General features: G+C 68.8%; 22 protein-coding genes and 1 pseudogene. 14 read left to right on the forward strand and 9 right to left on the reverse strand.

The genetic code is table 11. From position 1 onward, the window contains the following. Window positions 1–27 precede the first annotated feature (27 nt). Entirely contained in the window at window positions 28–792 is a 765-nt protein-coding gene (modB, locus tag OG555_RS09815; RefSeq protein WP_442914493.1) for a molybdate ABC transporter permease subunit, read from the forward strand. Continuing rightward, window positions 789–1,850 (forward strand): ABC transporter ATP-binding protein, encoded by a 1,062-nt coding sequence (locus OG555_RS09820; RefSeq protein ID WP_329482501.1) that lies wholly within the window; start codon window positions 789–791, stop codon window positions 1,848–1,850. The genes modB and OG555_RS09820 overlap by 4 nt, the downstream gene beginning before the upstream one ends. Before the next feature lie 539 nt (window positions 1,851–2,389). On the opposite strand, the gene OG555_RS09825 is transcribed toward OG555_RS09820, so the two are convergent. Next, window positions 2,390–3,502, reverse strand: coding sequence for a hypothetical protein (locus OG555_RS09825; RefSeq protein WP_329482502.1), 1,113 nt, complete (start codon window positions 3,500–3,502; stop codon window positions 2,390–2,392). Then, window positions 3,499–4,047, reverse strand: a complete 549-nt coding sequence (locus OG555_RS09830) for an NUDIX hydrolase (protein ID WP_329482504.1) — start codon at window positions 4,045–4,047, stop codon at window positions 3,499–3,501. The genes OG555_RS09825 and OG555_RS09830 overlap by 4 nt, the downstream gene beginning before the upstream one ends. A gap of 146 nt (window positions 4,048–4,193) precedes the next feature. Here OG555_RS09830 and OG555_RS09835 point away from each other — a divergent pair, with 146 nt between their 5' ends. Beyond that, entirely contained in the window at window positions 4,194–4,712 is a 519-nt protein-coding gene (locus OG555_RS09835; protein WP_329482505.1) for a DUF5946 family protein, read from the forward strand. Between the two features lie 402 nt (window positions 4,713–5,114). Next, complete coding sequence (locus tag OG555_RS09840; RefSeq protein ID WP_329482506.1) at window positions 5,115–5,705, forward strand: transglycosylase family protein; 591 nt, start codon at window positions 5,115–5,117, stop codon at window positions 5,703–5,705. A gap of 157 nt (window positions 5,706–5,862) precedes the next feature. Here OG555_RS09840 and OG555_RS09845 read toward each other — a convergent pair whose 3' ends face one another. The 3 genes from OG555_RS09845 to OG555_RS09855 are packed head-to-tail and all read right to left on the reverse strand — an operon-like array spanning window position 5,863 to window position 7,748. Next, window positions 5,863–6,513, reverse strand: coding sequence for a hypothetical protein (locus OG555_RS09845; RefSeq protein ID WP_329482507.1), 651 nt, complete (start codon window positions 6,511–6,513; stop codon window positions 5,863–5,865). 4 nt (window positions 6,514–6,517) lie between these two features. Continuing rightward, entirely contained in the window at window positions 6,518–7,159 is a 642-nt protein-coding gene (locus OG555_RS09850; protein ID WP_329482508.1) for a Pr6Pr family membrane protein, read from the reverse strand. A 40-nt stretch (window positions 7,160–7,199) separates the two neighbouring features. Further along, on the reverse strand, window positions 7,200–7,748 hold the full coding sequence (locus OG555_RS09855) for a 2TM domain-containing protein (RefSeq protein WP_329482509.1): 549 nt from the start codon (window positions 7,746–7,748) through the stop codon (window positions 7,200–7,202). Window positions 7,749–7,825: 77 nt separating this feature from the next. Between OG555_RS09855 and OG555_RS09860 the strand changes: the two genes are divergently transcribed. The 3 genes from OG555_RS09860 (at window position 7,826) to OG555_RS09870 (ending at window position 11,158) form a co-directional block, all read left to right on the forward strand. Continuing rightward, a complete protein-coding gene (locus OG555_RS09860) occupies window positions 7,826–8,425 on the forward strand; it encodes a TetR/AcrR family transcriptional regulator (protein ID WP_329482510.1) in 600 nt (199 codons plus the stop codon). A 91-nt stretch (window positions 8,426–8,516) separates the two neighbouring features. Next, a complete protein-coding gene (locus tag OG555_RS09865) occupies window positions 8,517–9,029 on the forward strand; it encodes an AAA family ATPase (protein WP_328525743.1) in 513 nt (170 codons plus the stop codon). Between the two features lie 35 nt (window positions 9,030–9,064). After that, window positions 9,065–11,158, forward strand: coding sequence for a molybdopterin-dependent oxidoreductase (locus tag OG555_RS09870; RefSeq protein WP_329482511.1), 2,094 nt, complete (start codon window positions 9,065–9,067; stop codon window positions 11,156–11,158). Window positions 11,159–11,219: 61 nt separating this feature from the next. On the opposite strand, the gene OG555_RS09875 is transcribed toward OG555_RS09870, so the two are convergent. Together OG555_RS09875 and OG555_RS09880 are read right to left on the reverse strand one after the other, a co-directional pair. Continuing rightward, the gene (locus OG555_RS09875; RefSeq protein ID WP_329484952.1) at window positions 11,220–11,546 is read right to left on the reverse strand and encodes a hypothetical protein; all 327 of its coding nucleotides are present in this window, start codon (window positions 11,544–11,546) and stop codon (window positions 11,220–11,222) included. A 133-nt stretch (window positions 11,547–11,679) separates the two neighbouring features. After that, window positions 11,680–11,778, reverse strand: a pseudogene (locus tag OG555_RS09880) (LacI family DNA-binding transcriptional regulator); the annotation flags it as partial. A gap of 372 nt (window positions 11,779–12,150) precedes the next feature. Between OG555_RS09880 and OG555_RS09885 the strand changes: the two are divergent. The 5 genes from OG555_RS09885 (at window position 12,151) to OG555_RS09905 (ending at window position 17,463) form a co-directional block, all read left to right on the forward strand. Continuing rightward, complete coding sequence (locus OG555_RS09885) at window positions 12,151–12,900, forward strand: sugar phosphate isomerase/epimerase family protein (protein ID WP_329482512.1); 750 nt, start codon at window positions 12,151–12,153, stop codon at window positions 12,898–12,900. Next, window positions 12,897–13,994 carry a Gfo/Idh/MocA family protein gene (locus OG555_RS09890; RefSeq protein WP_329482513.1) on the forward strand — a complete coding sequence of 366 codons (1,098 nt, stop codon included), beginning with the start codon at window positions 12,897–12,899 and terminating at the stop codon, window positions 13,992–13,994. The genes OG555_RS09885 and OG555_RS09890 overlap by 4 nt, the downstream gene beginning before the upstream one ends. Then, entirely contained in the window at window positions 13,991–14,599 is a 609-nt protein-coding gene (locus OG555_RS09895; protein WP_329482514.1) for an SGNH/GDSL hydrolase family protein, read from the forward strand. Before OG555_RS09890 ends, OG555_RS09895 begins: the two co-directional genes overlap by 4 nt. A gap of 68 nt (window positions 14,600–14,667) precedes the next feature. Further along, window positions 14,668–17,115, forward strand: a complete 2,448-nt coding sequence (locus tag OG555_RS09900; protein WP_329482515.1) for a glycoside hydrolase family 2 protein — start codon at window positions 14,668–14,670, stop codon at window positions 17,113–17,115. Between the two features lie 27 nt (window positions 17,116–17,142). Continuing rightward, a complete protein-coding gene (locus tag OG555_RS09905) occupies window positions 17,143–17,463 on the forward strand; it encodes a 3D domain-containing protein (RefSeq protein ID WP_329482516.1) in 321 nt (106 codons plus the stop codon). Here OG555_RS09905 and OG555_RS09910 read toward each other — a convergent pair. Then, the gene (locus OG555_RS09910; protein WP_329482517.1) at window positions 17,450–18,910 is read right to left on the reverse strand and encodes an NAD-dependent succinate-semialdehyde dehydrogenase; all 1,461 of its coding nucleotides are present in this window, start codon (window positions 18,908–18,910) and stop codon (window positions 17,450–17,452) included. The genes OG555_RS09905 and OG555_RS09910 overlap by 14 nt on opposite strands. A gap of 33 nt (window positions 18,911–18,943) precedes the next feature. Further along, the gene (locus OG555_RS09915) at window positions 18,944–20,017 is read right to left on the reverse strand and encodes an MsnO8 family LLM class oxidoreductase (protein WP_329482519.1); all 1,074 of its coding nucleotides are present in this window, start codon (window positions 20,015–20,017) and stop codon (window positions 18,944–18,946) included. A gap of 422 nt (window positions 20,018–20,439) precedes the next feature. Between OG555_RS09915 and OG555_RS09920 the strand changes: the two genes are divergently transcribed. Further along, the gene (locus tag OG555_RS09920) at window positions 20,440–23,427 is read left to right on the forward strand and encodes a type 2 lanthipeptide synthetase LanM family protein (protein ID WP_329482520.1); all 2,988 of its coding nucleotides are present in this window, start codon (window positions 20,440–20,442) and stop codon (window positions 23,425–23,427) included. Continuing rightward, window positions 23,424–23,636, forward strand: coding sequence for a hypothetical protein (locus tag OG555_RS09925; protein WP_328525731.1), 213 nt, complete (start codon window positions 23,424–23,426; stop codon window positions 23,634–23,636). The genes OG555_RS09920 and OG555_RS09925 overlap by 4 nt, the downstream gene beginning before the upstream one ends. Window positions 23,637–23,689 lie beyond the last annotated feature (53 nt).

Here is a 23,689-nt window from a genome sequence, read left to right on the forward strand (position 1 = left end):
AGGAGCACCAGTGGGCGGTTGCCCCTCGTGCTCCTGCTGCCTGCCTTGCTCGGGCTGGCGTTCCTGGTCGTCCCTCTGATCGGTCTGCTGGCTAAAGCGCCTTGGTCGACGTTGCCGAGCCGTCTGTCCAGTCCGGACGTCTGGCAGGCGCTGAGGCTGTCCCTGATCTGCGCCACCTCCGCTACTGCGGTGTGTCTTGTCCTGGGCATCCCGCTCGCCTGGCTGCTGGCTCGCGGCGAGTTGCCCGGTCGCGCCGTCATCCGGGCTCTGGTGACCGTCCCCCTGGTCCTTCCACCGGTAGTGGGCGGTGTTGCACTGCTGCTGGTTCTGGGGCGACGCGGACTGATCGGTGAGCACCTGGATCTGTGGTTCGGCGTCACTCTGCCGTTCACGACGGCCGGTGTGATCGTGGCGGAGGCTTTTGTTGCCATGCCGTTCCTGGTGATCGCTGTCGAGGGAGCACTGCGAGCCGCTGACCCTCGCTACGAGGAGGCGGCCGCGACACTCGGCGCAGGTCGCTGGCTGACCTTTCGACGTGTGACACTTCCGTCGATCGCGCCAGGTGTCGTGGCAGGCGCCGTACTGTGCTGGGCTCGCGCGCTGGGTGAGTTCGGCGCCACCATCACCTTCGCCGGCAACCTCCCCGGCCGTACGACGACGATGCCGCTGGCGGTGTACCTCGCGTTGGAGACCGACCCGGACGTGGCCGTCGTACTGAGCATCGTGCTTCTCATCGTGTCTGTCCTCGTACTGGCGTCTCTGCGTGAGCGCTGGATCAGTGGGCTGCGATGACTCTGTACGCCGACGTGCGAGTGACCCGTGACTCCTTCGACCTCTCGCTGGACCTGGTTGTCGAACCAGGTGAGGTGGTCGCGTTGCTGGGCCCCAACGGCGCCGGCAAGACCACCGCACTCCGCGCGATTGCCGGCCTCTTGCCGCTGGGCGGTGGCCGCATCGCTTTAGGTTCTGACGTGTGGGACGAACCCCCGCGTACATTCCGTCCGCCGGACCGCCGGCCGATCGGCGTGGTCTTCCAGGACTACCTGCTCTTCGACCACCTCAGTTGCCTCGAGAACGTTGCCTTCGGCCTCCGCGCCCGCGGACTCGACAAACACACCGCCCGGTCGGAGGCCTCGCGCTGGCTCGAGATCGTCGGCTTGTCGTCGTACGCGCGTACCCGCCCGCGCTCGTTGTCCGGCGGCCAAGCCCAACGAGTCGCCCTGGCCCGAGCATTGGCCACCGACCCCGAACTGTTGTTGCTGGACGAGCCTTTGGCCGCGTTGGACGCTGGTACGACGCTCCACGTCCGCGCCGAACTCGGCCAACACCTGAGCCGCTACGAAGGCCGCACTCTGCTCATCACCCACGACCCACTCGACGCCATGGTCCTCGCGGACCGGCTGGTCATCGTCGAGAACGGTCGTATGGTCCAAGCAGGCCGCCCCACTGAGATAGCCCGCCGCCCCCGCACCGACTACGTAGCCCAATTAGTAGGCCTCAACCTCTACCGCGGCACCGCCTCCGGCACCACGGTCGACCTGGTGGAAGGCGGCACCATCACCCTCGCCGAACCAGCCACCGGCCCGGTCCACGTAGCCTTCCCACCGACCGCGGTCAGCCTCTACCCCTCACCACCCTCAGGCAGCCCCCGCAACACCTGGCCCGCCGTAGTCACCGGCATAGAACAACACGCCCACACAGTCAGAGTCCGCCTCAACGCCACCCCCACCGGCCCAACCACCCTCCTGGCCGACATCACCCCCGCAGCAGTAGCCGACCTCCACCTATCCCCCGGCCAACCCCTCCACGCCACCCTAAAAGCCACCGAAATCCACACCTACCCGGTGTAATAGCCCACGCGTGTTACGCAGCCGCACCTCCGTCGCGTCAGCTATGCGCGCTCCCGCCCACCCGTACCTCTGCGGGCATGGTCTTGGTGCCGTGCTCATCGGCGCGGCTGACGAACACACCCCGTTCGCGGGCCTTCTCGGCCGCCTCGTGTCGCGCGCGACCGACTACCCACGCCAGCGTGTGGCGCAAGGCAACTGTGGTCGCTTGAACCGCGTGATGTTGGTTCCGGCGGCGACGAGTTGCTGAGGGGTTGCTCGCTGACCTGGAGTGGGGAGCTGGGTCAGGCGGTGGGGGCCTTGAACACGTTATTTCGTGTTCAAGGTCCCTGTTTGGGGTCCGCGGCCTCGCGTTGTGACCGCTGCGCTGCGTATCGGCGGCGGCGTGACTTCGGTGGGGTTCGTCAGGTCTGGTGTCCTGCGCGGACCGTTGCCACTCACCAACCTCGATCGATGACCTCTAGCCACGCTCGCGTAGGAAAGGGCTCGACCGGAAACGGCAGGTTGGTGAGTGCCGGCGGTCCGCTTTCAGTCTCGCAACATCACGACTCCAGTCGCCCAAGCTCCCTGGTCGCGACCAGTTGGTGTTGCCAGGCGAGTTGGAGGATGGCTGCGCCGGCGGCTTGTAGTGGTTTGTGGTGGACGAAGTCGTTGATTGAGTCGGCGGTGAAGGGTTGGGGTGTGAGGACGTGGCCTTCGTCGTTTCTGGTGGTGAGGTCGGCGAAGAGGGTGTCGAAGATGTCGGCGTCGATTGCTAGGACTGTTAGTAGGTCTGTGGCGAAGGTGAGCGGGTCTACGCCTAGGCCTACGCAGTATGCCCGGGCCGAGCCGGCCGTGAGAGCAGCTGAGAGTTGGGTGGCGAAGGGCCAGGTTTCGTAGTTGATGGGGGCGGAGTCGCTGCCGTGGTCTTCTGACGTGCCCAGGAGTTCTTCGGAGAGTTCGCGGGTGAGGTTTCGCCAGAGGGAGAAATCGTGGCGTTCGTTCCAGGATGCGTCGGCGCTTGGTTGGAAGACGCCCGACGGAACGACCTGGTAGAGGCCGCCGGCGTGACCCACCTTGGCGGGATCACGCCAGTGGATCAGGAAGGAGGAGTCGCCGGTCGTCTTGTCGTGGCGGATGGTGAGGGTGCTGATCGCCAGGTTGGTCGGGCGGCGGGTTGGGTCCCAGGGTTCCCCGATCGCGGTGCGCAGCGGGCTCGATCCACTCAGGCCAAGGCGGCGGGCGGCGTACTCGTGGGCGGAGGCTTCGCCGGTGTTGATGCTGTCGAAGTAGGTGCCTCGACCCAGGCGCAGTACGGGCTGTGCGGCGGTCAGGTCCGCCGACAGGAGTCTGTACGTCGGGCGGTTCTCAAAGACAGCCGGGGACGCCAGGTCGGCGATGGCCTCGGCGTACGACGGGTAGCGGCTGCCGTCCGGTCGCAGGGGCAGGGCGTCCGTGGGTTCCAGTCCTGTCACCCCGTGGAACTCCGCATCGGGCTCGAACTCCAACCGAATGGAGGCCAACGGGATCGGCTGCGCCGGGATCCACGTCGATGCCGCCAGCAACGGCGTCCCGGCCACTCGACGATCCGCGGGATAGTCGGCAGCGGCCTCGACACCCCAACGAAAACGGTTCTGCTGCAACTCCCGACGTACCTCTAGCCATTGCTCGGTCATGAGCGCGGGAACGCTAGGACGTGGAGGAGGCCGACGAGGGAAGCGGCGCCGATGATCTCGCCGGCTTGGATGCGGCCGGGCAATGAGTCCAGAGGGAGCCAGGCGATGCGCTCTGCCTCATTGATGTCGGAGGGATCTCCGATGTGGTCAGCGCCATGGGCGATGAACAGGAGGTTCTCCGCGTCCGTCGTACCCACTGAAGGTTGGAGAGTGACGAGGGGCTCGACGGATCGGGGGCGCCAGCCGGTTTCTTCCTCCACCTCGCGGGTCGCGGTGACCGCCGGATCCTCGTCGGGGTCGACGTAACCGCCGGGGAGTTCCCAGACCCAGCGGTCGATGATGAAGCGGTGGCGCCACATCATCAGCACGTGATCGCGGGCGTCGTTGAGGACGACCATCATCGCGGCCTTCGGCATCCGTAGTACGTACTGCTCGAACTGCACGCCGTCGGGGAGTTCGACGGTGGCGATGGTCAGGCGGAGGCGGCGGGTGTCGTCGATCAGGCGTTCGCCGTGGATCTTCCAGAGGGTGCTCTCGGCGGTCACGGGATGACAGTAGTCGTCGCTCTTGGGTGTGTACGAGGCACTGGAAGTGAAGTTACGGGCGGTGAAAACCAGCTGCCGGACGACGGTGCGCGTGCTTCGATCAACGAGTGAACTCCTCGGATGACACGCACGAATCGGGCGGTGGGGTGGGGAAAGAGTCAGCCTGCCCCGGGTGCGGCGCCGTACTCCCGCGCTCGGACTGGCCGGGCGAGGCGAAGAACACCGCCTCCCCGGAGTGCCTGGAGGTCGCCGGTGAGCTGCTCGGCTACGAGCTGGAGCACGCGGCTCGGCTCGGGTACTTGCACCAGCTGCGGATCGACGCGTACGGCGCCCAGCACGTCAGCCCGGACGCTCCACGCATCGGGCCGGTGTTCGCACTGAACGGCCTCTATATGTACTTCGAGCGCGGCTCCGGCACCATCGACGTCCGCACCGCCCACGGGATCATGGCCAATTCGTACGACGACTGGCCCGCGCTGACCCCACCCGCGACGGTCGGCCGGCTCACGGCGTACGACGTACTCACTGCAGGTGACGTCGGGGACGTGGAGGCCGCGCTGATCACGTGGGCGCGAGAGGTGTGGGAGGCGTGGCCGGCCGAGGAGCAGGACGTGATCCGGAAGCTCACCACGGACCTGGTCCCGCCGCGATACTTCCGGCGCTGAGACAACGCAGGTCCAGCAGGTGGGAAAACGGGGTGTTCCCGACGTCTGCACGGGCGGGAAACCGGGCGGTTGCTCAGCGTTGCCTACCCCCTCCAGCCGCGCTCAAACCTTCGGCGCGTCACACTGGAAACCGTTCTGTTGTTGGGCTTTCGCTACGTCAAGCGACGGAAAAACCCGGGGCAGATCCCCCGATTGGCCTTGCGCTTCGGGCCAAGGTCGCACAGGATGGCTCAGGTCGCGTCGTTACCGTGGCGTGACCATTCGGACGCTGTCCTGTGACCCGCCCGGATGCCCCCATCCCCTGACGGGGGGCCTGGTGAGTTCCACCATGCCCAGCTCACGAGGAGCGCTTTTCTGATGTCCAAAGCCCGACATGCGCGCCCCCGGCGAAATACTCGCCGGGTGGCCCGGACGATCACGATCGCCGGTCTCGGGGCCGGCATCACCGCCGCCGGCGCCGGTGCGGCCTTCGCGACCGACTACACGGTCAAGGCCGGCGACACGCTCTCAGAAATCGCCCAGGCGAACGGTGCCGACTGGCATCAGCTGGCGAAGATCAACAACCTCGAGGACCCGGACCTGATCCTCATCGGGCAGACCCTGTCGCTGGACGGCGCGAACAAGGCCGCCGCTCCCGCGCCGAGGAAGGTCACCGCGAAGAAGACCCACAAGGTCGAGACGAAGAAGGTCCACAAGGCCGAGCGCAAGGTGCGGGAGAGCCGGTCCCAGGATCGCTCCACGTCCAGCGGCAAGGCCAACCTGAGCGGCGCCTGGGCCAAGGTCGCCAACTGTGAGTCCGGTGGGAACCCGCGGGCCGTCAACTCGGCCGGGTACTACGGGCTGTTCCAGTTCGACATGCAGACGTGGCGCAGCGTGGGCGGCTCCGGCAGCCCGACGAAGGCGTCCGCGGGCGAGCAGCTGACGCGCGCGAAGAAGCTCTACGCCCAGCGCGGCGCCTCCCCGTGGCCCGTCTGCGGCAGGTACCTCCGCTGAACCAGCCGGCCATCCAACCGATCGAGTGGTGAAGCGCCCTCCACCACTCGATCGGCCGGGCAGGCACGCGGTAGCTGCCGTTTGGCGCTTCCCACCCCTCGTGGCGGGTCAGTGCGCAACTCATCCGGGATGGCGATCGGGTGGGAAGCACCAAACGTCAGGTGCGAGTGATGACCAGCATCTCGTCGGCCCCGGCCTGGAACTCGTAGGGCACCTTGCGGATCTCCCAGGTGACGCCGTCGAGCCCCTGCAGCATGTCCTGCAGATACGGCACCGACTCACCGGCACCCTGCATGACCAGCGGGAAGATGCGGACCTCGGAGTTGGCCACCCGGATCAGCTCCCGCAGCGCCGCCTCGTGCCAGTCGCGGTCGTACTTGTCGGCCCACGTGAACAACAGGTGTGAGCACAGCACCAACTCGAAGCGCCGGTCACCGAAGGGCAGCTCCGGGAGGCCGGCCGCGACGTACCGCTCGGGCGCGGCCGCGACGTCCTGCAGGAACGCGTCGGCGGCCTCGATGCGGTACTGGTCCTTGCGCTCGGGCGACCCGTACCAGTGCCAGACGAAGCTCCCCTGATGCTCGTCCACGATCCCGGCCGTCGCCGGCAGGCTCCGCCGGACCGTGTCGACCAGCTCGGGGTGATCGAGCTCGTACGCCGGATCCGCGGCGATCGCGTCGACGCCACGGGCTGCGGCTTCGGCAGTGAACCCGGCACCACCCGCACAGCAGTCGAGCACGGAGTCGGGGAGGTCCTTCAGGTCGAACATCGCTTCGTACTCGGCGTACGAGCGCGAGGTCACCAGCACGGGTCTACCTTTCGACGGTTGTCTTCCGGTGCAAGCGGCGGTCGAGGTAGGTCGCCCCGGCCGCCAGAGCCAGGAACAGTACCGCGACCAGCAGACAGTTCAGCAGCACCCGTGCGTACCCGTGCTCGTCGACGTTCACGAACGGATACGGGTAGAACCCGACGAACTCACCGCGGATCAGTGTGAACACCAGCCACAGCAGCGGGTAAACGATCGACCACGAGACGATCCGCGCATCGGTCTGCCCGCGCGGACCGAACAGCAGCCAGCCCAGCACCCCGACCACGGGTGCCAGCGTGTGCAGCAGGAAGTTGGCCACCGCCGCCCACCCGTGCAGGTCGTCCGAGCCGGCCAGCACGAGGTGGTAGACGATCCCGGTCACGGCGATGCAGAGCACGCCGTTCAACCGCAGCGTCTTGAACAGCGTGCTCTGCGGCCGGTCCGGTTGCAGAGCCAGCATCAGCGCAGTCCCGCCGAGCAACAGGTTCGACTGGATGGTGAAGTACGCGAACACGTTGAACACGCGGTCCGGGTTGTCCGGGAAGAACCCCTCGGTCCCGTTCGCCGTCACGATCAGCTGGATCACGATCCCGGCCGCCACCACCAGAGCGGTCATCCCGGCCCAGCTACGCCCCGTCGTCGTCATGTCCGAAATGTACGACGCCGGAGCGGCCGGCGAGGGCATCTCAGACCGACTGCTTCTCCCGGGCCTCGTCGTCGGCGCGGTCGAAGCTGTAGCTGAACGAGACGATGGCGTCGATCACCAGCACGACGGTCCAGGTCCAGGCCGGCGCGAGGGCGGCGTCGTACCCGCGACCGGACAGCAGGCCGAGGCCGATCATGATGCCGACTCCGACGCCGTACGCGAGCAGGTGACGGAACCATCCGGCGCGCTCGCGACGAGCACGCTCCGGACCGCGCTTCGGCGGCTTGACCGGGCGCGGCGCACCGCCCAGGAAGTGCGCGGCCCACTTGTCCGCCCACTTCAGCGTCTGATGACCGAAGCCGACGCTGACCCCGATGAAGATCGCGGCCAGTGAGTGCTTGAACGCCGGCACCCCGCCACGGTGGATGTCGATCACGCTGGCTGCGAGCATCACCACGTCGACCAGCGGTACGGCGGCCAGCAGCACCAGGCCCGCCCTGGGCAGCTTGAGCAGGTAGCGCGTCACCATCCCGGCGGCGAGCAGAACCCAGAAGCCGATCTCACACCCGGCGATCACAGCGAGCAGCACAGCGGTTCACCCTCCCGAGTTATTAAGTACGACTGTGTTGAGACAAGACTCTAACACGACTGTGCTAAAAAGGACCCATGCCGAAGATCGTCGACCACGAGACCCGCCGCGAGGAGATCGCCGAGGCGCTCTGGCGGGTGGTCCGCCGCGACGGCATCCGCGCGGCCTCGGTCCGCACCATCGCCGCCGAGGCCGGCTGGTCACCGGGGGCCGTCCGGTACTACTTCCCGGACCAGGACGGTCTGCTGAGTTTCGCGATGGACCTGGTCACCAGGCGCGTGACGCAGCGGATCGAGGCTCTGGACGCCAAGGGCAGCCCGACCACGGTCGTGCTGCGCTACCTCGAGGAAGCCCTCCCCCTCGACGCCGAACGCCGCGCCGAGTTCGACGTCTGGATCGCGTTCATGGCCCAGGCCCAGGCCGAGTCCGGCGCCGGCACCCTGCACGAACACGTCGACACCGTGCACAACGGACTGCGCCAACTCTGCGAATCGCTCCTGCAGGCACTCGCCCAGGCCGGCGTTCTGAAAGAGGGCGTCGATCTACGCCGCGAGGTCGAGCGTTTGCACGCGGTGATCGACGGGCTGGCCCTGCACGCGGCGATCCAGCCCGACCGCACCACACCGACCCGGGTCCGGCAGCTTCTCCGGCTCCACGTCGAGTCGCTGCTGGCCTGAAAAGCCTTGCAAACCAAGGTTTTCTGTCCGGTTACAGACAAGATTCGGGGAGACCTGACCAAAACCTTGCGCCGCGTGGCAACATCACCGCATGGAGTCCGAGGGGGTGATCGTCGTCAGCGGGATCATGGCGGCGGGGAAGTCGACAGTTTCCCAATTACTGGCCGAGAGATTCCAGTACGGCGTACACCTCCGCGGTGATGTTTTCCGCCGGATGATCGTGAGCGGACAGGCCTCGATGCGCGACGACAGCGCCGCGGCCCAGAAGCAGCTCCAGCTCCGCTACCGGCTCGCCTGCCAGGTCGCGGACGGGTACGCCGACGCCGGCTTCACCGTGGTCCTGGAGGACGTGGTGATCGGCGAACTGCTCCGCGAGTTCCTCGACGGGATCCGGACCCGCCCGCGGTATCTCGTCGTCCTGACGCCGCGACCCGAGGTGATCTCCAGCCGGATCGGCGGGGCGTACCACCTGGTCGACGAGCTCGACTACGAGCTGCACGCGTTCAGCCCGCGCCGCGGACTCTGGCTCGACAACTCCGACCTCTCCGCCGGCGAGACCGTCGACGCCATCCTCGGGCGACTCGACGAGGCGCGCTTCGAGTAATGGCCGGACAGGCTACCCGGGGGTAGTTTGGCTGGATGGCGACCACCGTACGGCGGACCTCGTGCAACCTGTGTGAAGCGATCTGCGGTGTGCTCGTGACGGTCGAGGACGGCCGCGTGACCGACATCCGCGGCGACGAGTCGGACCCGCTGTCCCGCGGCCACATCTGCCCGAAGGCGGTCGCGCTGCGCGATCTCCAGGAGGATCCCGACCGGCTGACCACGCCGGTCCGGCGGACTCCCGACGGATGGCAGGAACTCGGGTGGGAGGCGGCGTACGAACTGGTGGTCGGGAGGCTGACCGAGATCCAGCGCGAGCACGGCCGGGATTCGGTCGGCGTCTACCTCGGCAACCCGAACGTGCACAGCCTCGGCGCGCTCACCCACCTGCCGACGATGATCCGGCAACTCCGGACCCGGAACCGGTTCAGCGCGACCTCGATCGACCAACTCCCGCACATGCTCGCGTCGTACCTGCTCTACGGGCACCAGCTGATGGTGGCGGTTCCGGACATCGACCGGACGTCGTACCTGCTTATGCTCGGCGCCAATCCGCTCGCCTCGAACGGGAGCATGATGACGGCGCCCGGGTTCGGGCGGCGGCTCAAGGAACTGCGCAAGCGCGGTGGCAAGGTCGTCGTGATCGACCCGCGCCGGACCGAGACCGCGGCGGTCGCCGACGAGCACTACTTCGTCCGGCCGGGCACGGACGCCGCCTTCCTGCTCGCGCTGATCCATCAGGTGATCGAGGACGGTCACGCTCGGCCGGCGTCGTACGTCGATGGTTTCGAGGCGGTCGAGGCCGCGGTCGAGCCATGGACGCCCGAGCGGGCGGGGGGCATGACCGGGATCGACGCGGAGGTGATCCGGCGGATCGCCCGCGAGTTCGGGACGGCTGACCGGGCTGCCTGCTACGGACGCGTCGGGGTGTCGACGCAGCAGTTCGGCGCGATCTGTCAGTGGGCGATCCAGGTGCTCAACATCATCACCGGGAACCTGGACCGGCCCGGCGGGACGATGTTCCCGCGGCCGGCGGTGAACGCGCTGCTCGGTCTCGGCCGTGGCCACCTCGGGTTGTGGAGGAGCCGGGTCCGCGGGTTGCCCGAGTTCGGCGGCGAGCTGCCGGTGTCGACGATGGCCGAGGAGATCCTGACGCCGGGTGACGGCCGGATCCGCGCGATGGTGACGGTGGCCGGCAACCCGGTGCTGTCCACGCCGAACGGCCGCAGGCTCGACGAGGCGTTCGGCACGCTGGACTTCATGGTCGCGGTCGATCCGTACATCAACGAGACCACCCGGCACGCGGACGTGATCCTGCCGCCGGCGCCGCCGCTCGAGCGCGACCACTACGACGTGATCTTCCACCAGCTCGCGGTCCGCAACACCTCGCGCTGGAACGACGCCGTTCTGCCGAAGCCCCCGCAGGCCCGGCACGACTGGGAGATCTTCCGCGACCTCGGTCTGGGCCTGGTACGCCGTACGCCGATGAGCCGGCGCAAGGTCGAGATGATGGCACGACTGCGGTTGTCGCCGCGACGGATCGTCGACCTCGGACTGCGGATCGGGCCGTACCGGCTGTCGCTGCGGAAGCTGCGCAGGTCGCCGGGCGGGGTCGACCTCGGGCCGCTGCAGCCGGCGTTGCCCCGGGCGCTGCACCACAAGACCAAGCGGATCGACCTCGCCCAGCGGATGATCCTGGACGACCTGCCCCGGCTGGAGGCGCTCGCGACCGGGAGTGACGGCGAGTTGCTGCTGATCGGGCGGCGCCACCTGCGCAGCAACAACTCGTGGATGCACAACTCGGCCCGGCTGGTGAAGGGCAAGCCGCGGCATCAGCTGCTGATGAACCCGGAGGACCTGGCCAAGCGCGACCTGGCCGACGGGCAGCTGGTCACGGTGACGTCCGCGGCCGGGTCGGTCACGGTGGAAGTTGCCGCGAGCAACGACATGATGCCCGGCGTGGTCAGCCTCCCGCACGGCTTCGGCCACGGCCGCCCCGGCACCCACCTCTCCGTCGCCAACCAGGTCCCCGGCCCCAGCGCCAACGACGTGACGGACGCGGACTTCACCGACCCCGTCGCCGGCACCGCCGCGCTGAACGGCGTACCGGTCACGGTGACAGCCTGCTGAGGCCCACCAGTTGGCGGGGCCGTGAACAGGGTCCGGTGGGTCTGAACAGGCAATAACCTGTTCAGACCCACGCGACCCTGTCCGAGGCCTCGAGTCTGGGCGAGGTGCTAGCCAGGCGGTGGCGGGCCTGAGCTGTCGCGGATGATGAGCAGTGGGGTGGGGTAGAGGTGTGCCTGGGGGACGGCTCCGGTGAGGAGATCCAGGAAGCGGCGACCCGGAGATCGACCACGATCACGCCGTCGACCCGCCGCTCCGCGGTCCATTTCCGGTACGTCACCTGCTCCTCGGCCAGGTCCGCCACGACCTGCAGGGCCAGCGCGTACGACTTCTCGCCCAGCACGGACTCCACGCCACCGACGAAGCCCATGAAATACGGTTCCTCGATCAAGGTCTGCACGGTCCTGGCAAGGACGAGCCCGAACGTCTCGCTGCGCGCCGCCGACAAACTGCCGGGCGGCCCGGTTGGGCACCCACTCCAGTTCGGCGGCCACTCTCAGGACCCGAGCCCGGGTGGCCGCGGAGACCCCCGGCTGGTTGTTCAGCGCGTACGACACCGCGCCCTGCGAGACGCCGCAGCGTCTGGCGATCTCCTTGATGGTCACTCGAGCCACGACGAACACCCCTCACGGCGGCCGGACCGCTGACGAGTCGGTCCGGAATCCTCCAGTGTGCGCCGATCCTACACCGTGTCATCGCCCTGGCGCAGAGCGTGATCCTTGATCACATCCCCTCCACGCCGCAACCCTCCAACTGAAGGCATGCCCCCTCTGATGGAGGGTTGCCCCGTCGGAATCTGAGGGGGCAACCCCCTGGCTCGGGGGATCTCCACTCAGTTGGAGGGTTGCGGGATGGTGACCGCTCAGTGGTTGGGCGGAGGGTGGTGTCGGCGGGGTCGGGTGGGATAGCGTTGTCGTCGTTACTTAACCGGTTCGGCTTATCAGTCGGTGTGAACCCCAGGGCAGCGGGCGAGGCGCCGGCGACGAGGAGAAACCATGGTCGCAGTGGACAACCTGTCCCTCCAGTTGTACACGGTCCGGGGCAAGCTCGAAGAGGACTTCGACGCCACCCTGGCCCGGATCGCGGAGATCGGCTACACGAAGGTCGAACCCTTCGGTGTCACCGCCTTCGCGGACCGGCTGGCCGAGGCGCTGCCCAAGCACGGACTCTCGGCACCCACCACCCACGCCGGCCTGCTCCGGGAGGACAGCGCCCCGATCTACGCCGCGGCCAAGCGGCTCGGCATCACCACGGTGATCGACCCGCACACCGACCCCGCGCGCTGGCAGTCCGCCGACGACATCAAGGTCATCGCCGACGGGCTGAACAAGGCCGCGATCGAGGCCGCCGACCACGGCATCACGGTCGGCTACCACAACCACCAGTTCGAGCTCGAGTCCAAGATCGGCGGCGCGCACGGGCTGGAGATCCTGGTCGACAACCTGTCCGACGACGTGATCCTCGAGGTGGACACCTACTGGGCCGCCGTCGGCGGCGCCGACGTACCGGCGCTGCTCGGCAAGTTCGGCGACCGGGTGAAGGCGATCCACGTCAAGGACGGCGACGGCACCCTGGACAACAAGGCCCAGGTCGCGGTCGGCGACGGCGTCATCGCGGTCCGGGACATCCTGGCCGCCGCGCCGAACGCGCTGCGCGTGGTCGAGCTGGACGACTTCTCCGGCGAGATCTTCGACGCGGTCGAAGGCAGCTACACCTTCCTCACCGGAGAGGGCGCACCCGCATGACCGCTGTTGGCGTAGGGGTGATCGGCGCCGGGGTGATCTCCGACGCCTACATCAAGAGCATGCAGAGCTTCCCCGACCTGAAGGTGGTCGCGATCGGCGACCTGCGGCCGGAGGCGGCGAAGGAGAAGGCCGAGCAGTACGGGATCGAGAGCCACGGCGGTCCCGACGCGGTCCTGAACCACCCGGACGTCGAGATCGTGGTCAACCTGACCATCCCGGTCGCACATGTCGAGGTGGCCCTGGCAGCGGTCGCCGCAGGCAAGCACGTGTGGAGTGAGAAGCCGTTCTCGCTCGACCAGGACAGCGGCCTGAAGCTGCTGTCGACAGCCCAGGACGCGGGCGTGCGGCTGGGCTGCGCACCCGACACCATCCTGGGTCCGGGCCTGCAGGAGTCGCGGCGCATCATCGAGCGCGGTGACATCGGTCAGCCGCTGACGGCGCTGACGCTGATGCAGTCGCCCGGTCCGGAGTCCTGGCATCCGAACCCGGCCTTCCTGTTCCAGGAGGGCGCGGGACCGCTGTGGGACATCGGCCCGTACTACCTGACCACGCTGGTGCAGCTGTTCGGTCCGGTCGGCGCCGTGGCGGGGCTCGGCTCGAAGTCGCGGGAGAAGCGCACGATCGGATCCGGTCCGCTGGCGGGGACCGACTTCGACGTGACCGTGCCGACCCACGTCAGCGCGATCGCGCGGTTCGAGTCGGGGCAGTCGTCGCAGAGCATCTTCAGCTTCGACTCGCCGCTGTCGCGGGCCGGGTTCGTCGAGATCACCGGCTCCGAGGCGACGCTCGCCGTACCGGACCCGAACGGGTTCGCCGGGGACGTCAAGATCCGCCGCCGAGGCGCGGACGAGTGGGAGACGCTCGCGAGTACTACGGCGGTGGCCGAGCGGGGCACCGGCGTGCTGGAGATGGCGCGGGCGATCCGGGCCGGCCGGCCGCACCGGGCGACCGGGGCGCTGGCGTTCCACATCGTCGACGTGATGGCGTCCATCACCGAGTCGATCGACACCGGCGCGTTCGTCGACGTGCAGAGCACCGTCGAGGTCGCGCCGATCCTGCCGGACGACTGGGACGTCACCGCGGCCACCCTGTGACCACGATCCTTCTCGATCCCCGGCGGACCCTCGTGTTCGCCGGGGACTCGGTCACCGACTGCGGCCGCCGTACCGACCCGGACGGGCTCGGCGACGGCTATGTGCGCAACCTGTACGACGATCTCGGTCCGCGCCGGCCGCGGATCGTCAACGCCGGCATCAGCGGCAACCGGGCAGCCGACCTGGCCGCCCGGTGGTCCGCCGATGTGCTGGCCCATGAGCCGTCGCTGGTGTCGATCCTGATCGGGATCAACGACACCTGGCGGCGGTACGACGAGGACGACCCGACGACGGCCGAGTCGTTCGAGGAGTCGTACCGGGCGATGCTCGACCCGCTCACCTGCCCCGTCGTCGCGATGGAGCTCTTCCTGCTGCCGGTGAAGGACGGGCAGGAGGCGTGGCGCGAGGACCTCGATCCGAAGCTGGACGTGGTCCGCAAGCTCGCCGTCGAGTACGGCGCCATCCTGGTACCGGCCGATGTCGAGCTGAACCGGCAGGCTGCGGTCGTCGGTGCGGCCACCCTCGCCCACGACGGCGTGCACCCGACCGCCGCCGGACACCGCGCGATCGCCGACCTGTGGCGACGCGTCGTCCTCGAAGACTGATCTCACCGCTCCCCTTCGACCGGGGAGCGGTTCGCACCGACTAAACCGGTTCACCTGGGAGAACGCCTGTGACAACGCTCAATGTCGTGCCGCTGACCACCGACGGCGGTGCTGTCTGGACCGTGAGTGCGCTGGAGGGTTCCGCGCCGGAGGGTCTGATCGGGCGGCCGATCTCCGCCACGGTGCCCGGCGAGGTGCACACCGACCTGCTCGCGGCGGGCGAGATCCCGGATCCGTTCGACGGTGACAACGAGTCGAAGCTGGCCTGGATCGGCCGGACGTCCTGGCGATACCGGACCGAGTTCACCTGGGCCACGGACGGCAACACCCGGCAGGAGCTGGTCGCCGAGGGCCTCGACACGGTGGCGACGGTGACGCTGAACGGCCGGGAGCTCGGCCGGACCGCGAACCAGCACCGCTCGTACCGGTTCGACATCACCGAGGCCTTGATTGCCGGTGACAACGAGTTGGTCATCGAGTTCGCCGGTCCGGTGTCGAGGGCCGAGGAGATCCGGGCGACTGTCGGCGACTGGCCGCACACGAACCTGCACCCGTACAACGAGCTGCGGAAGATGGCGTCGAACTTCGGCTGGGACTGGGGTCCGGACGTCGCGACCGTGGGCGTCTGGCGGCCGATCCGGATCGAGTCGTGGTCCGGTGTGCGGATCGACACGGTCCGTCCGTTGGCGGGTGTCGAAGGCGACCGGGGTGTCCTGACCACTCAGGTCGCGCTCGCGTGGGCCGACCGCGAGGGCGGCGACGCGTCGATCACCGTCGAGGTCGGCGGCACGACGCAGACGGCGACAGTTGCCGCCGGCACCGAGACCGTCGAGCTCACCTCGACGATCGACGCGGTGGACCGGTGGTGGCCGCGCGGCCACGGCGAGCAGCCGCTGTACGACGTGACCGTCACGGTCGACGACCGGGATGAGTGGAACGGGCGGGTCGGTTTCCGGAGCGTGACGCTGAATGTTGCTCCGGACAACGATGGGACGCCGTTCGTGCTGTCGGTGAACGACAAGCCGATCTACATCCGGGGCGCCAATTGGATCCCCGACGACGCGTTCGTGACCCGGCTGACCCCGGAGACTTATCGCACAAGCATCCAGGACGCGGTCGACGCCGGCATGAACCTTCTGCGCGTCTGGGGAGGCGGAATCTACGAGAACGAAGTCTTCTACGACATCTGCGACGAGCTGGGAATCCTTGTCTGGCAGGACTTCCTGTTCGCGTGTGCGGCGTACTCGGAGGACGAGCCGCTGTGGAGCGAGGTGGAGGCCGAGGCGCGGGACGCGGTCGGCCGGCTGAGCAAGCACGCCAGCCTCGCGGTGTGGAACGGCAACAACGAGAACATCTGGGGGTACGTCGAGTGGGGCTGGCGGGTGCCGCTGGCCGAGCGTGCCTGGGGTGAGGGGTACTACTTCGACCTGCTGCCGAAGATCGTGGCCGAGCTCGACCCGCGAACGCCGTACTCGCCGGGCAGCCCGTACTCGTACGACCGCTTCATCCACCCGAACGACGAGCGGCACGGGACGATGCACATCTGGGACGTCTGGAACCAGGTCGACTACACGACGTACCGCAAGTACAAGCCGCGGTTCGTGTCGGAGTTCGGGTTCCAGGGGCCGCCGGCGTGGTCGACGCTGACCTCGGTCGTGCACGACGCGCCGCTGGATCCGTACGGCGCCCAGATGCTCGTGCACCAGAAGGCCTTCGAGGGCAACCTCAAGCTGGAGCGCGGACTCGGTGATCACCTGCCGGGATGGAAGGACATCGACGACTGGCACTGGACGACGCAGCTGAACCAGGCGCGAGCGGTTGCCTATGGCATCGAGCACTTCCGCAGCCTGTTCCCGCTGAACACCGGCGCGGTGGTCTGGCAGCTCAACGACAACTGGCCGGTTGTGTCGTGGGCGGCGGTCGACGGGCACGGGATTCGGAAGCCGCTGTGGTTCGCCTTGCAGCGCGTGTACGCCGAACGCCTGCTGACCGTGCAGCCGCGGGAAGACGGACTAGTGGTTGCCGCGCACAACGACACGGACGCGAGCTGGACGGGTGAGATCACGGTCCGCCGGCGATCGACCGGCACAGACAGCACGGTACTCGCGCAGGAGACGTTCGCGCTCGAGGTCGAACCACGCTCGGCGATCCTCAGCTCGGTTCCCGAGTCGGTCGCCACGCCGGGGGACCCCCACCGCGAGTACCTGGAGGTCCGCAGCGGCGAGTCGACGGCGTACTGGTACTTCGTCGAGGACACCGCGCTGCGGCTGGCCGGCGACGCCTACACCGCGTCGGTCGCTCCGACCACCGACGGGTACGACGTGACCGTCACCGCGACCGCACTGGCGAAGGACCTGGCGCTGTTCCCGGACCGGCTGGACGCGGCGGCGCGGGTGGACTCGTGCCTGATCACCCTGTCCGCGGGCGAGCGCCACACCTTCCATGTGACGGGCGGGACGGCTCCGGCGCAGGTCGGCGTACCGGTGTTGCGCTCGGCGAACGATCTGGTGAACTGAATTACGTCGAGACCTTGACTAAGTGGGGTGCGGGACCGCTACTTGAGGGTGAAACCTCGTGGTCCCGCCCCACCAACCACGCTGAACTACCGGGTCTCGGCGTACAAACATGTCGCTCAGACCGCGCTCGGCTACAACGCCGGCACCGGGATCTGCGCGGTCGATGCCCGGATCATCCCGTGGGGGACCCGGCTGTGGGTGCCCGGCTGCGGCCACTGCTACGCGGCCGACATCGGCAGCTGGATCAAGGACGACATCGTCGACGTCTGGTTCCCGCCCGGCCCCGCCGCCGGCAACTGGGGCATCCAGCGCCTGACCCTGACCGTCGAACAGATCAGTCCACGTTGATCGCGACGTACTTGATCTCCAGGTATTCGTCGATGCCCACAGTGCCGCCCTCGCGGCCGAGGCCGGATTGCTTGACGCCGCCGAACGGTGCGGCCGGGTTGGAGACGATGCCCTGGTTGAGGCCGATCATCCCGGTCTCGAGCTTCTCGGAGACACGCAGCGCGCGGGTGAGGTCGTTGGTGAACAGGTAGGAAACCAGGCCGTACTCCGTGTCGTTCGCCATCCGGACCGCTTCTTCCTCGGTCTCGAAGGCGGTCAGTGGTGCGACCGGGCCGAAGATCTCCTCCTTCTGCAGCCGGGCGCTCTGCGGGACGTCGGCCAGCACGGTCGGCGGGTAGAAGTATCCGTTGCCCGAGGCAACCGATCCGCCGGTCAGCGCCCGCGCGCCCTGGTCCACCGCGTCGTCGACGAGCTCGCGCACCTTGTCCCGCTGGGTCCCGTCGATCAACGGGCCGACGTCGACCCCGTCCTCGGTGCCACGGCCGACCTTCAGCGCGGCCATCCGCTCGGTCAGCCGGGCCGCGAACGCGTCCATCACCGGCGTCTGCACGTAGATCCGGTTGGCCGCCGTACAGGCCTCGCCGCCGTTGCGCATCTTGGCCAGCATCGCCCCGTCGACCGCCTTGTCCAGGTCGGCGTCGGCGAACACGAGCAAAGGCGCGTTGCCGCCCAACTCCATGCTGGTCCGCAGCACCTGCTCGGCGGCCTGCTCGATCAGCTTCCGGCCGATCTGGGTCGAGCCGGTGAAGGACAGTTTGCGCGCGCGGCCGTCCCGGATCAGCGGCTCCATCACACCGCCGGCGTTGTGCGTGGTGATCACGTTCAGCACTCCGGCCGGCAGTCCGGCCTCGGTCATCAGCTCGGCCAGTTTGAGCATCGACAGCGGGGTTTGGGAGGCAGGCTTGATCACCATCGCGCAGCCGGCGGCGACGGCCGGACCGATCTTGCGGGCGCCCATCGCGGCCGGGAAGTTCCACGGAGTGATCAGCAGGCAGGGCCCGACCGGCTGCCGCATCACCAGGAAGCGGCCCTTGCCGTTCGGCGCGATCTGGTAGCCGCCCTCGATCCGGACGGCCTCCTCGGCGAACCAGCGGAAGAACTCGGCCGCATAGGCGATCTCGCCCTTGGACTCCGCGACCGGCTTGCCCATCTCGAGCGTCATCAGCAGCGCGAGGTCGTCGGCCCGCTCGGTCATCAGCTCATAGGTGCGGCGCAGGATCTCACCACGCTCTCGCGGCGGCGTCGCGGCCCAGTCCGCCTGCGCGGCGACCGCTGCGTCCAGTGCGGCCTTGCCGTCGGCCGGACTGGCATCAGCCACGTCGCAGAGCGTCGTACCGGTGGCTGGGTCCTCGACGGCGAGGGTCTTGCCACCTTCGGCCGCTACCCACTTCCCCCCGATGTACAGCTCGGTCGGACACGCCTCGACGACTTCCCGCTCCCGTGACATGAGCCCGCCTCTCACTAGTCGGCAGTACCCACATTAAGCGGTGGCGATGAGTGGTGGGGCGTGCCTGGGGATCGTGCGGACCATGCGGGTCAGGCCGGCGGCGATGGTGCGGAGGATCGCCGACCGGACCAGGCCGTCGAAGGCGAGTGGGACCAGCATGATCTCGTCGGCGGTCGTACTGGCGACCAGTCCGCCGAGCTCCGCCACCACGGACGCTCTCGAGCCGACGATGGTGCTCGGGTCGTCCAGCATCCGCTCGGCCCGGCCGCGCTCGCGTCCGGTCAGTGGTTGCTCGAGGACCGCCATCAGTTCGGCCGGTGTCGCTCGCGGTCCCGTCGTACCGAGGCGGGTCTTCACCCGCACGTACTCCGCGAACCGGATGATCGCCTCCTCCTCCGAGTCGGCCGCGACCACACCGACCGTGACGGCGAGGTACGGCTTGACCGTGGGCCCGGTCGGCTCGAAGTGATCCCGGTACGCCGCCACCGCCGCCGGCGTCCCGGCGGCCGCGCAGTGATGCGCCAGGAACACAGGCAGCCCACGGACGGCGGCAGTCGCCGCAGCACCCGGATGGTCGGCCAGTACGAACACCGGCGGCGGCAATCCGGCCAGTGTCAGCCGTACGTCGCCCACAGGTGCTCGCCCGGGCAAGCCGTCCCGGAGGAACCCGCACAGCTCGTCCAACCGCTGCGGGAACGCGTCCCGGGCGCCACCGCCGAGTGCGGTCGCTGTACTGGGGATCAGGCTGTGCTGCTGACCCACGCCGAGGTCGATCCGGCTCGGGTACGCCGCTGCCAGTGCGGCGAACTGCTCTGCGACGACCAGCGGCTGATGGTTGGCCAGCTGCACACCGCCGGCGCCCAGCCGGATCCGGTCCGTCCGCGCGGCCAGGACCGCAGCGAGCACAGCCGGTGCCGCGCTGCCGACGCCTCGGACGCCGTGCTGCTCCCCCACCCAGAACCGGCGGTAGCCGAGGTCGTCGGCAGCCTGTGCCACCTCCGCGGTCTCCCGGAGCGCGGCCGCAGCCGACTGACCGGGCAGCTGCGGTACGACGTCCAGCACGGAGTGAGCCGAGACGGGCAGTCCAGGAGCGACAGGGGTGAGCACCTGTTCACCGTCGCAGTGTCCGCGGCATCACACATGGGTGTTCGCCCCCCATGTTCCGGCCGGTCCACACCCATCTGTCCGGGCCTGTCGGGCGGCCGGAAATTGGGGGTTCGAAGCCCTTGCCCGGGGCCGGATCGTCACGGCATCGTTCCCGGCGATCGTTGCGGATTCGCGGACAGAGGAGGCCAACCAGGAGTGCAGACACCGAGCTGGGAACCGTAGCGTTCCCGACCTGAGCCGGCCGGCCTTCCACCAGAGGCCGCTCGGCCGGGCGCTGCTGCCGCGGGGTGGTCAACCCCCAGTCGTCGCCCCGCGGCAGGCATCGCCGACAAGGCTCGAATCCGACGCCGCCACGAGCCCCAGCTAAATATGGGGGCTGGTTACCCATGCCCCGACCCCGTCGCCGATGGCAGCCTGTGCGCGTGCTCAACTCAGTGACCACCGGGCGGGCCCGGACCGACCAGCGTGACACCTGGTGGTCCGCGGGAATGCGCCCGCACGAGCTGACCCAGACCGCTCCGGCCTGGGTCGAGTACGTGGAGCGCAGTACCGCTCTCCCACCGAGCGCGCCTGCCGCCGGTCGGGGCCCTGCAGGGACCGGTGTCATCGGCGGCCACACGTCAGGTGGGGCGGCCGAGGCAGCGGGTGGGCCCGGCACGGACTGGCGGCAGGCGCTTATGCGCTGCCTGGAACCCCTCCTCACCGCGGCCCGCCGCGATCTGGTCGCCGCCGGGCACACCGGCGTCCTGACCGAGCAGTTCCTGCATCGGCTCGGGCTGCGGCTGGTGAAGCTGGCGTCGCGGACGCTGGTGCTGGAGCTCGCCCGCGCCCGCGATCGCGGTGAGCTGGCCGGCGACACCCCGGCCGAACGGTTCCTGGACTTCACCCACCGGCTCGTCGGAGGGAGCGAGCTGGCGGAGTTCCTGGCCGCCTACCCGGTACTGGCGCGGGTCCTGGGCGAGTCGTGCCGGCAGGCGGTCGAGGGGCATCTCGAGTTGCTGGCACGGCTCGCCGACGACCGTGAGTCGCTCGTCACCGGACTGCTGGGCGGCCGTGACCCCGGCGCGCTGACCGCCATCGAGCCCGGCGGCGATCCCCACCGCGGCGGGCGGTGCACAGCGACCCTCACCTTCGCGGACGGGCGGCGGCTGGTCTACAAGCCCCGGCCGCTCGGCCTGCACCGGCATTTCAACGAGCTCGTCGACTGGCTGAACGACAAGACCGGTCTGGACATCCGCACGGTCGACGTGCTGACCCGTCACGGCTATGGCTGGCTGGAGTACGTAGTACACGAGCAGTGTGACGATCTGGCCGGCGTACGGCGCTTCTATCACCGGCAGGGCGCGTTACTGGCGCTGCTGTACGTGCTGGACGGCACCGACATGCACTACGAGAACCTGATCGCCATCGGCGACCAGCCTGTCCTCGTCGACGTGGAGACCCTGTTCCATCCGAGCAACACACCAGTGGGCTCGCTCAGCCGCGACCCGGCGTACCGCGCGCTTCTCAGTTCGGTCTACCGCACTGCGCTGTTGCCGCTACTAGTCACTGGCGAGCACGGAGTGGCGGACCTGTCCGGGCTGGGCGGTGATGCGGACGCGACAGCGCCCATGGGTGTGGTCGACTGGGCCGACGCCGGCCTGGACTCGATGCACCTGGTCCGGCGTCCTGGCCGGACGCACAGCGCCGCCAACCGCCCACTGCTCGACGGTGCGATGATCGAGCCGCGGGACCACGAGATCGCTGTGCTGACAGGGTTCCGGGCCGCCTACGAGGCGATCGCCTGGCATCGCGACGAGCTGATCGGGCCCGACGGTCTGCTGGCTCGCTGTGCTGCGGACCAGATCAGGTTCGTCCCGAGGAGCACCAGTCTCTACACGGGCCTGCTGGACGAGTCCACGCATCCGGACGCACTGCGGGACGCGGCCGGTCGCAGCCGGCTACTGGACCTGTTGTGGGACGCCGACGAGTCCCTGCGCGACCTGGTGCCTTACGAGCTGGCCGACCTGTGGGCCGGCGACGTACCGCTCTTCACTGCTCGTCCGGACAGCCGTGACGTCTGGTCCTCCGACGGCACTCGCATCGCCAACGTCCTCGCCACTGAAGGACTGGCCGCGGTCGAGGCGAAGATCGCGAGTCTCGGCGACATCGACGAGCACCGGCAGAAGTGGTTGATCTCGGCATCGCTCGCCACCCGGCCGGAGCCGATCGTGCACACCACGACGGCCGGCAGGCCGTGGCTCGGCGCCACCGAGGCGGACCCCGAGTGCCTGCTGGCCGCGGCCACCGACATCGCCGACGAGATCGTCGCGCAGGTGATCAGCGAGCGCGGCGGCGCGGCCAACTGGCTCGGTCTCGAACTGCTCGACGACCACCACTGGGCCATCAGGCCAATGGGCGCAGGGCTTTCCAACGGCTACACCGGTACGGCGCTCTTCCTTGCGCAGGTCGGCGTCCTCACCGGAGCCGGCAAGTACTGCGATCTCGCCCGCGACGCCATCCGCCCTCTCCCCCACTTGCTCGAGGCCCTAGCCGCGGACCCGGAGTCGGCACAACTGGTGGGACCCGGCTTCCACGGACTCGGTGGCATCAGCTACGGCCTCAACCGCCTCTGCGAACTCCTCGGCGAGTCCGAGCTCACCACCTGGTTGACAGGGTCGCTGGAACTCACCGAGCGGCTCGTCCCCGAGTCCACCGAGTTCCCGACGTACGCCGAGGGCGCAGCCGGCGGACTCGCCGCCATGCAAGCGATCGACGGCCTCCCGGCGGCACACAGACTGGCCACGCGGTACGCCGACGAACTGGTAACCACCGTAGAGAGCGGCCTCCGTGGCCGAGTAGCAGCGGATCACGGTTTCGCTCGCGGTTACCAGGGAATCGCGTGGTCTCTCGGTCAGTACGGCGTACCTGGCGACAGGTACCTGGATGCCGCGCGCGCGGCTGCCGATCTGGATCGAGGGGACCGGCCTGCCGGCCACGGCTGGTGCTCGGGTGACGCCGGCACCGCACTGGCCCGGCTGGCGGCCGGAGTACCCGCGGACCTCGATGCGTATCTGAGGGCCGCGACAGAACGTCCGGTGCTCGCCGACATGAGTCTGTGTCACGGCGAGCTCGGCGCGGTCGAGCCACTGATGTGGCTGGCCGAACGCGATCACCCAGCCGTCGAGGCGGTACGGCGACGCCGTGCCGGGCTGGTGCTCGCCGCAGTACAGCAGTACGGGCCGCAGTGCGGGACACCGCGGGCGGTTCCATCTCCAGGCCTGCTGACCGGTCTGGCGGGAATCGGCTACGGCCTGCTCCGGCTGGCGTTCCCCGAACGCGTTCCGTCCGTGCTGCTGCTCGAACCAACCACCGGGTCGAGGCGCCCATCACAGCGCCGGAACCCACACAGCGACAGGGGAAGCGCATGACCGCCCAGCACCAGCCCGAATCCCAGCCCGACGCCCAGTCCACCGCCCCGGACGCCACCGACCCGCTCGGTCCGATCACACTGCCGAAGCGCACCAAAGTCGGCGCCCGTGCGATGGCGCTGGTCGGCACCGTCGGCCTGAGCACCTTCGCGATCGCAGCCGTCGGCAACGAACTCGCCAGCACCTGGCCGACCATCAGCCTGAACTGACGCCCAGCGAACGTTTGAACGGCGGAGCCGGCCGGCCCTGGGGGGCGACCGGC

This window comes from Kribbella sp. NBC_01484 (assembly GCF_036227145.1).
Classification (GTDB): domain Bacteria; phylum Actinomycetota; class Actinomycetes; order Propionibacteriales; family Kribbellaceae; genus Kribbella.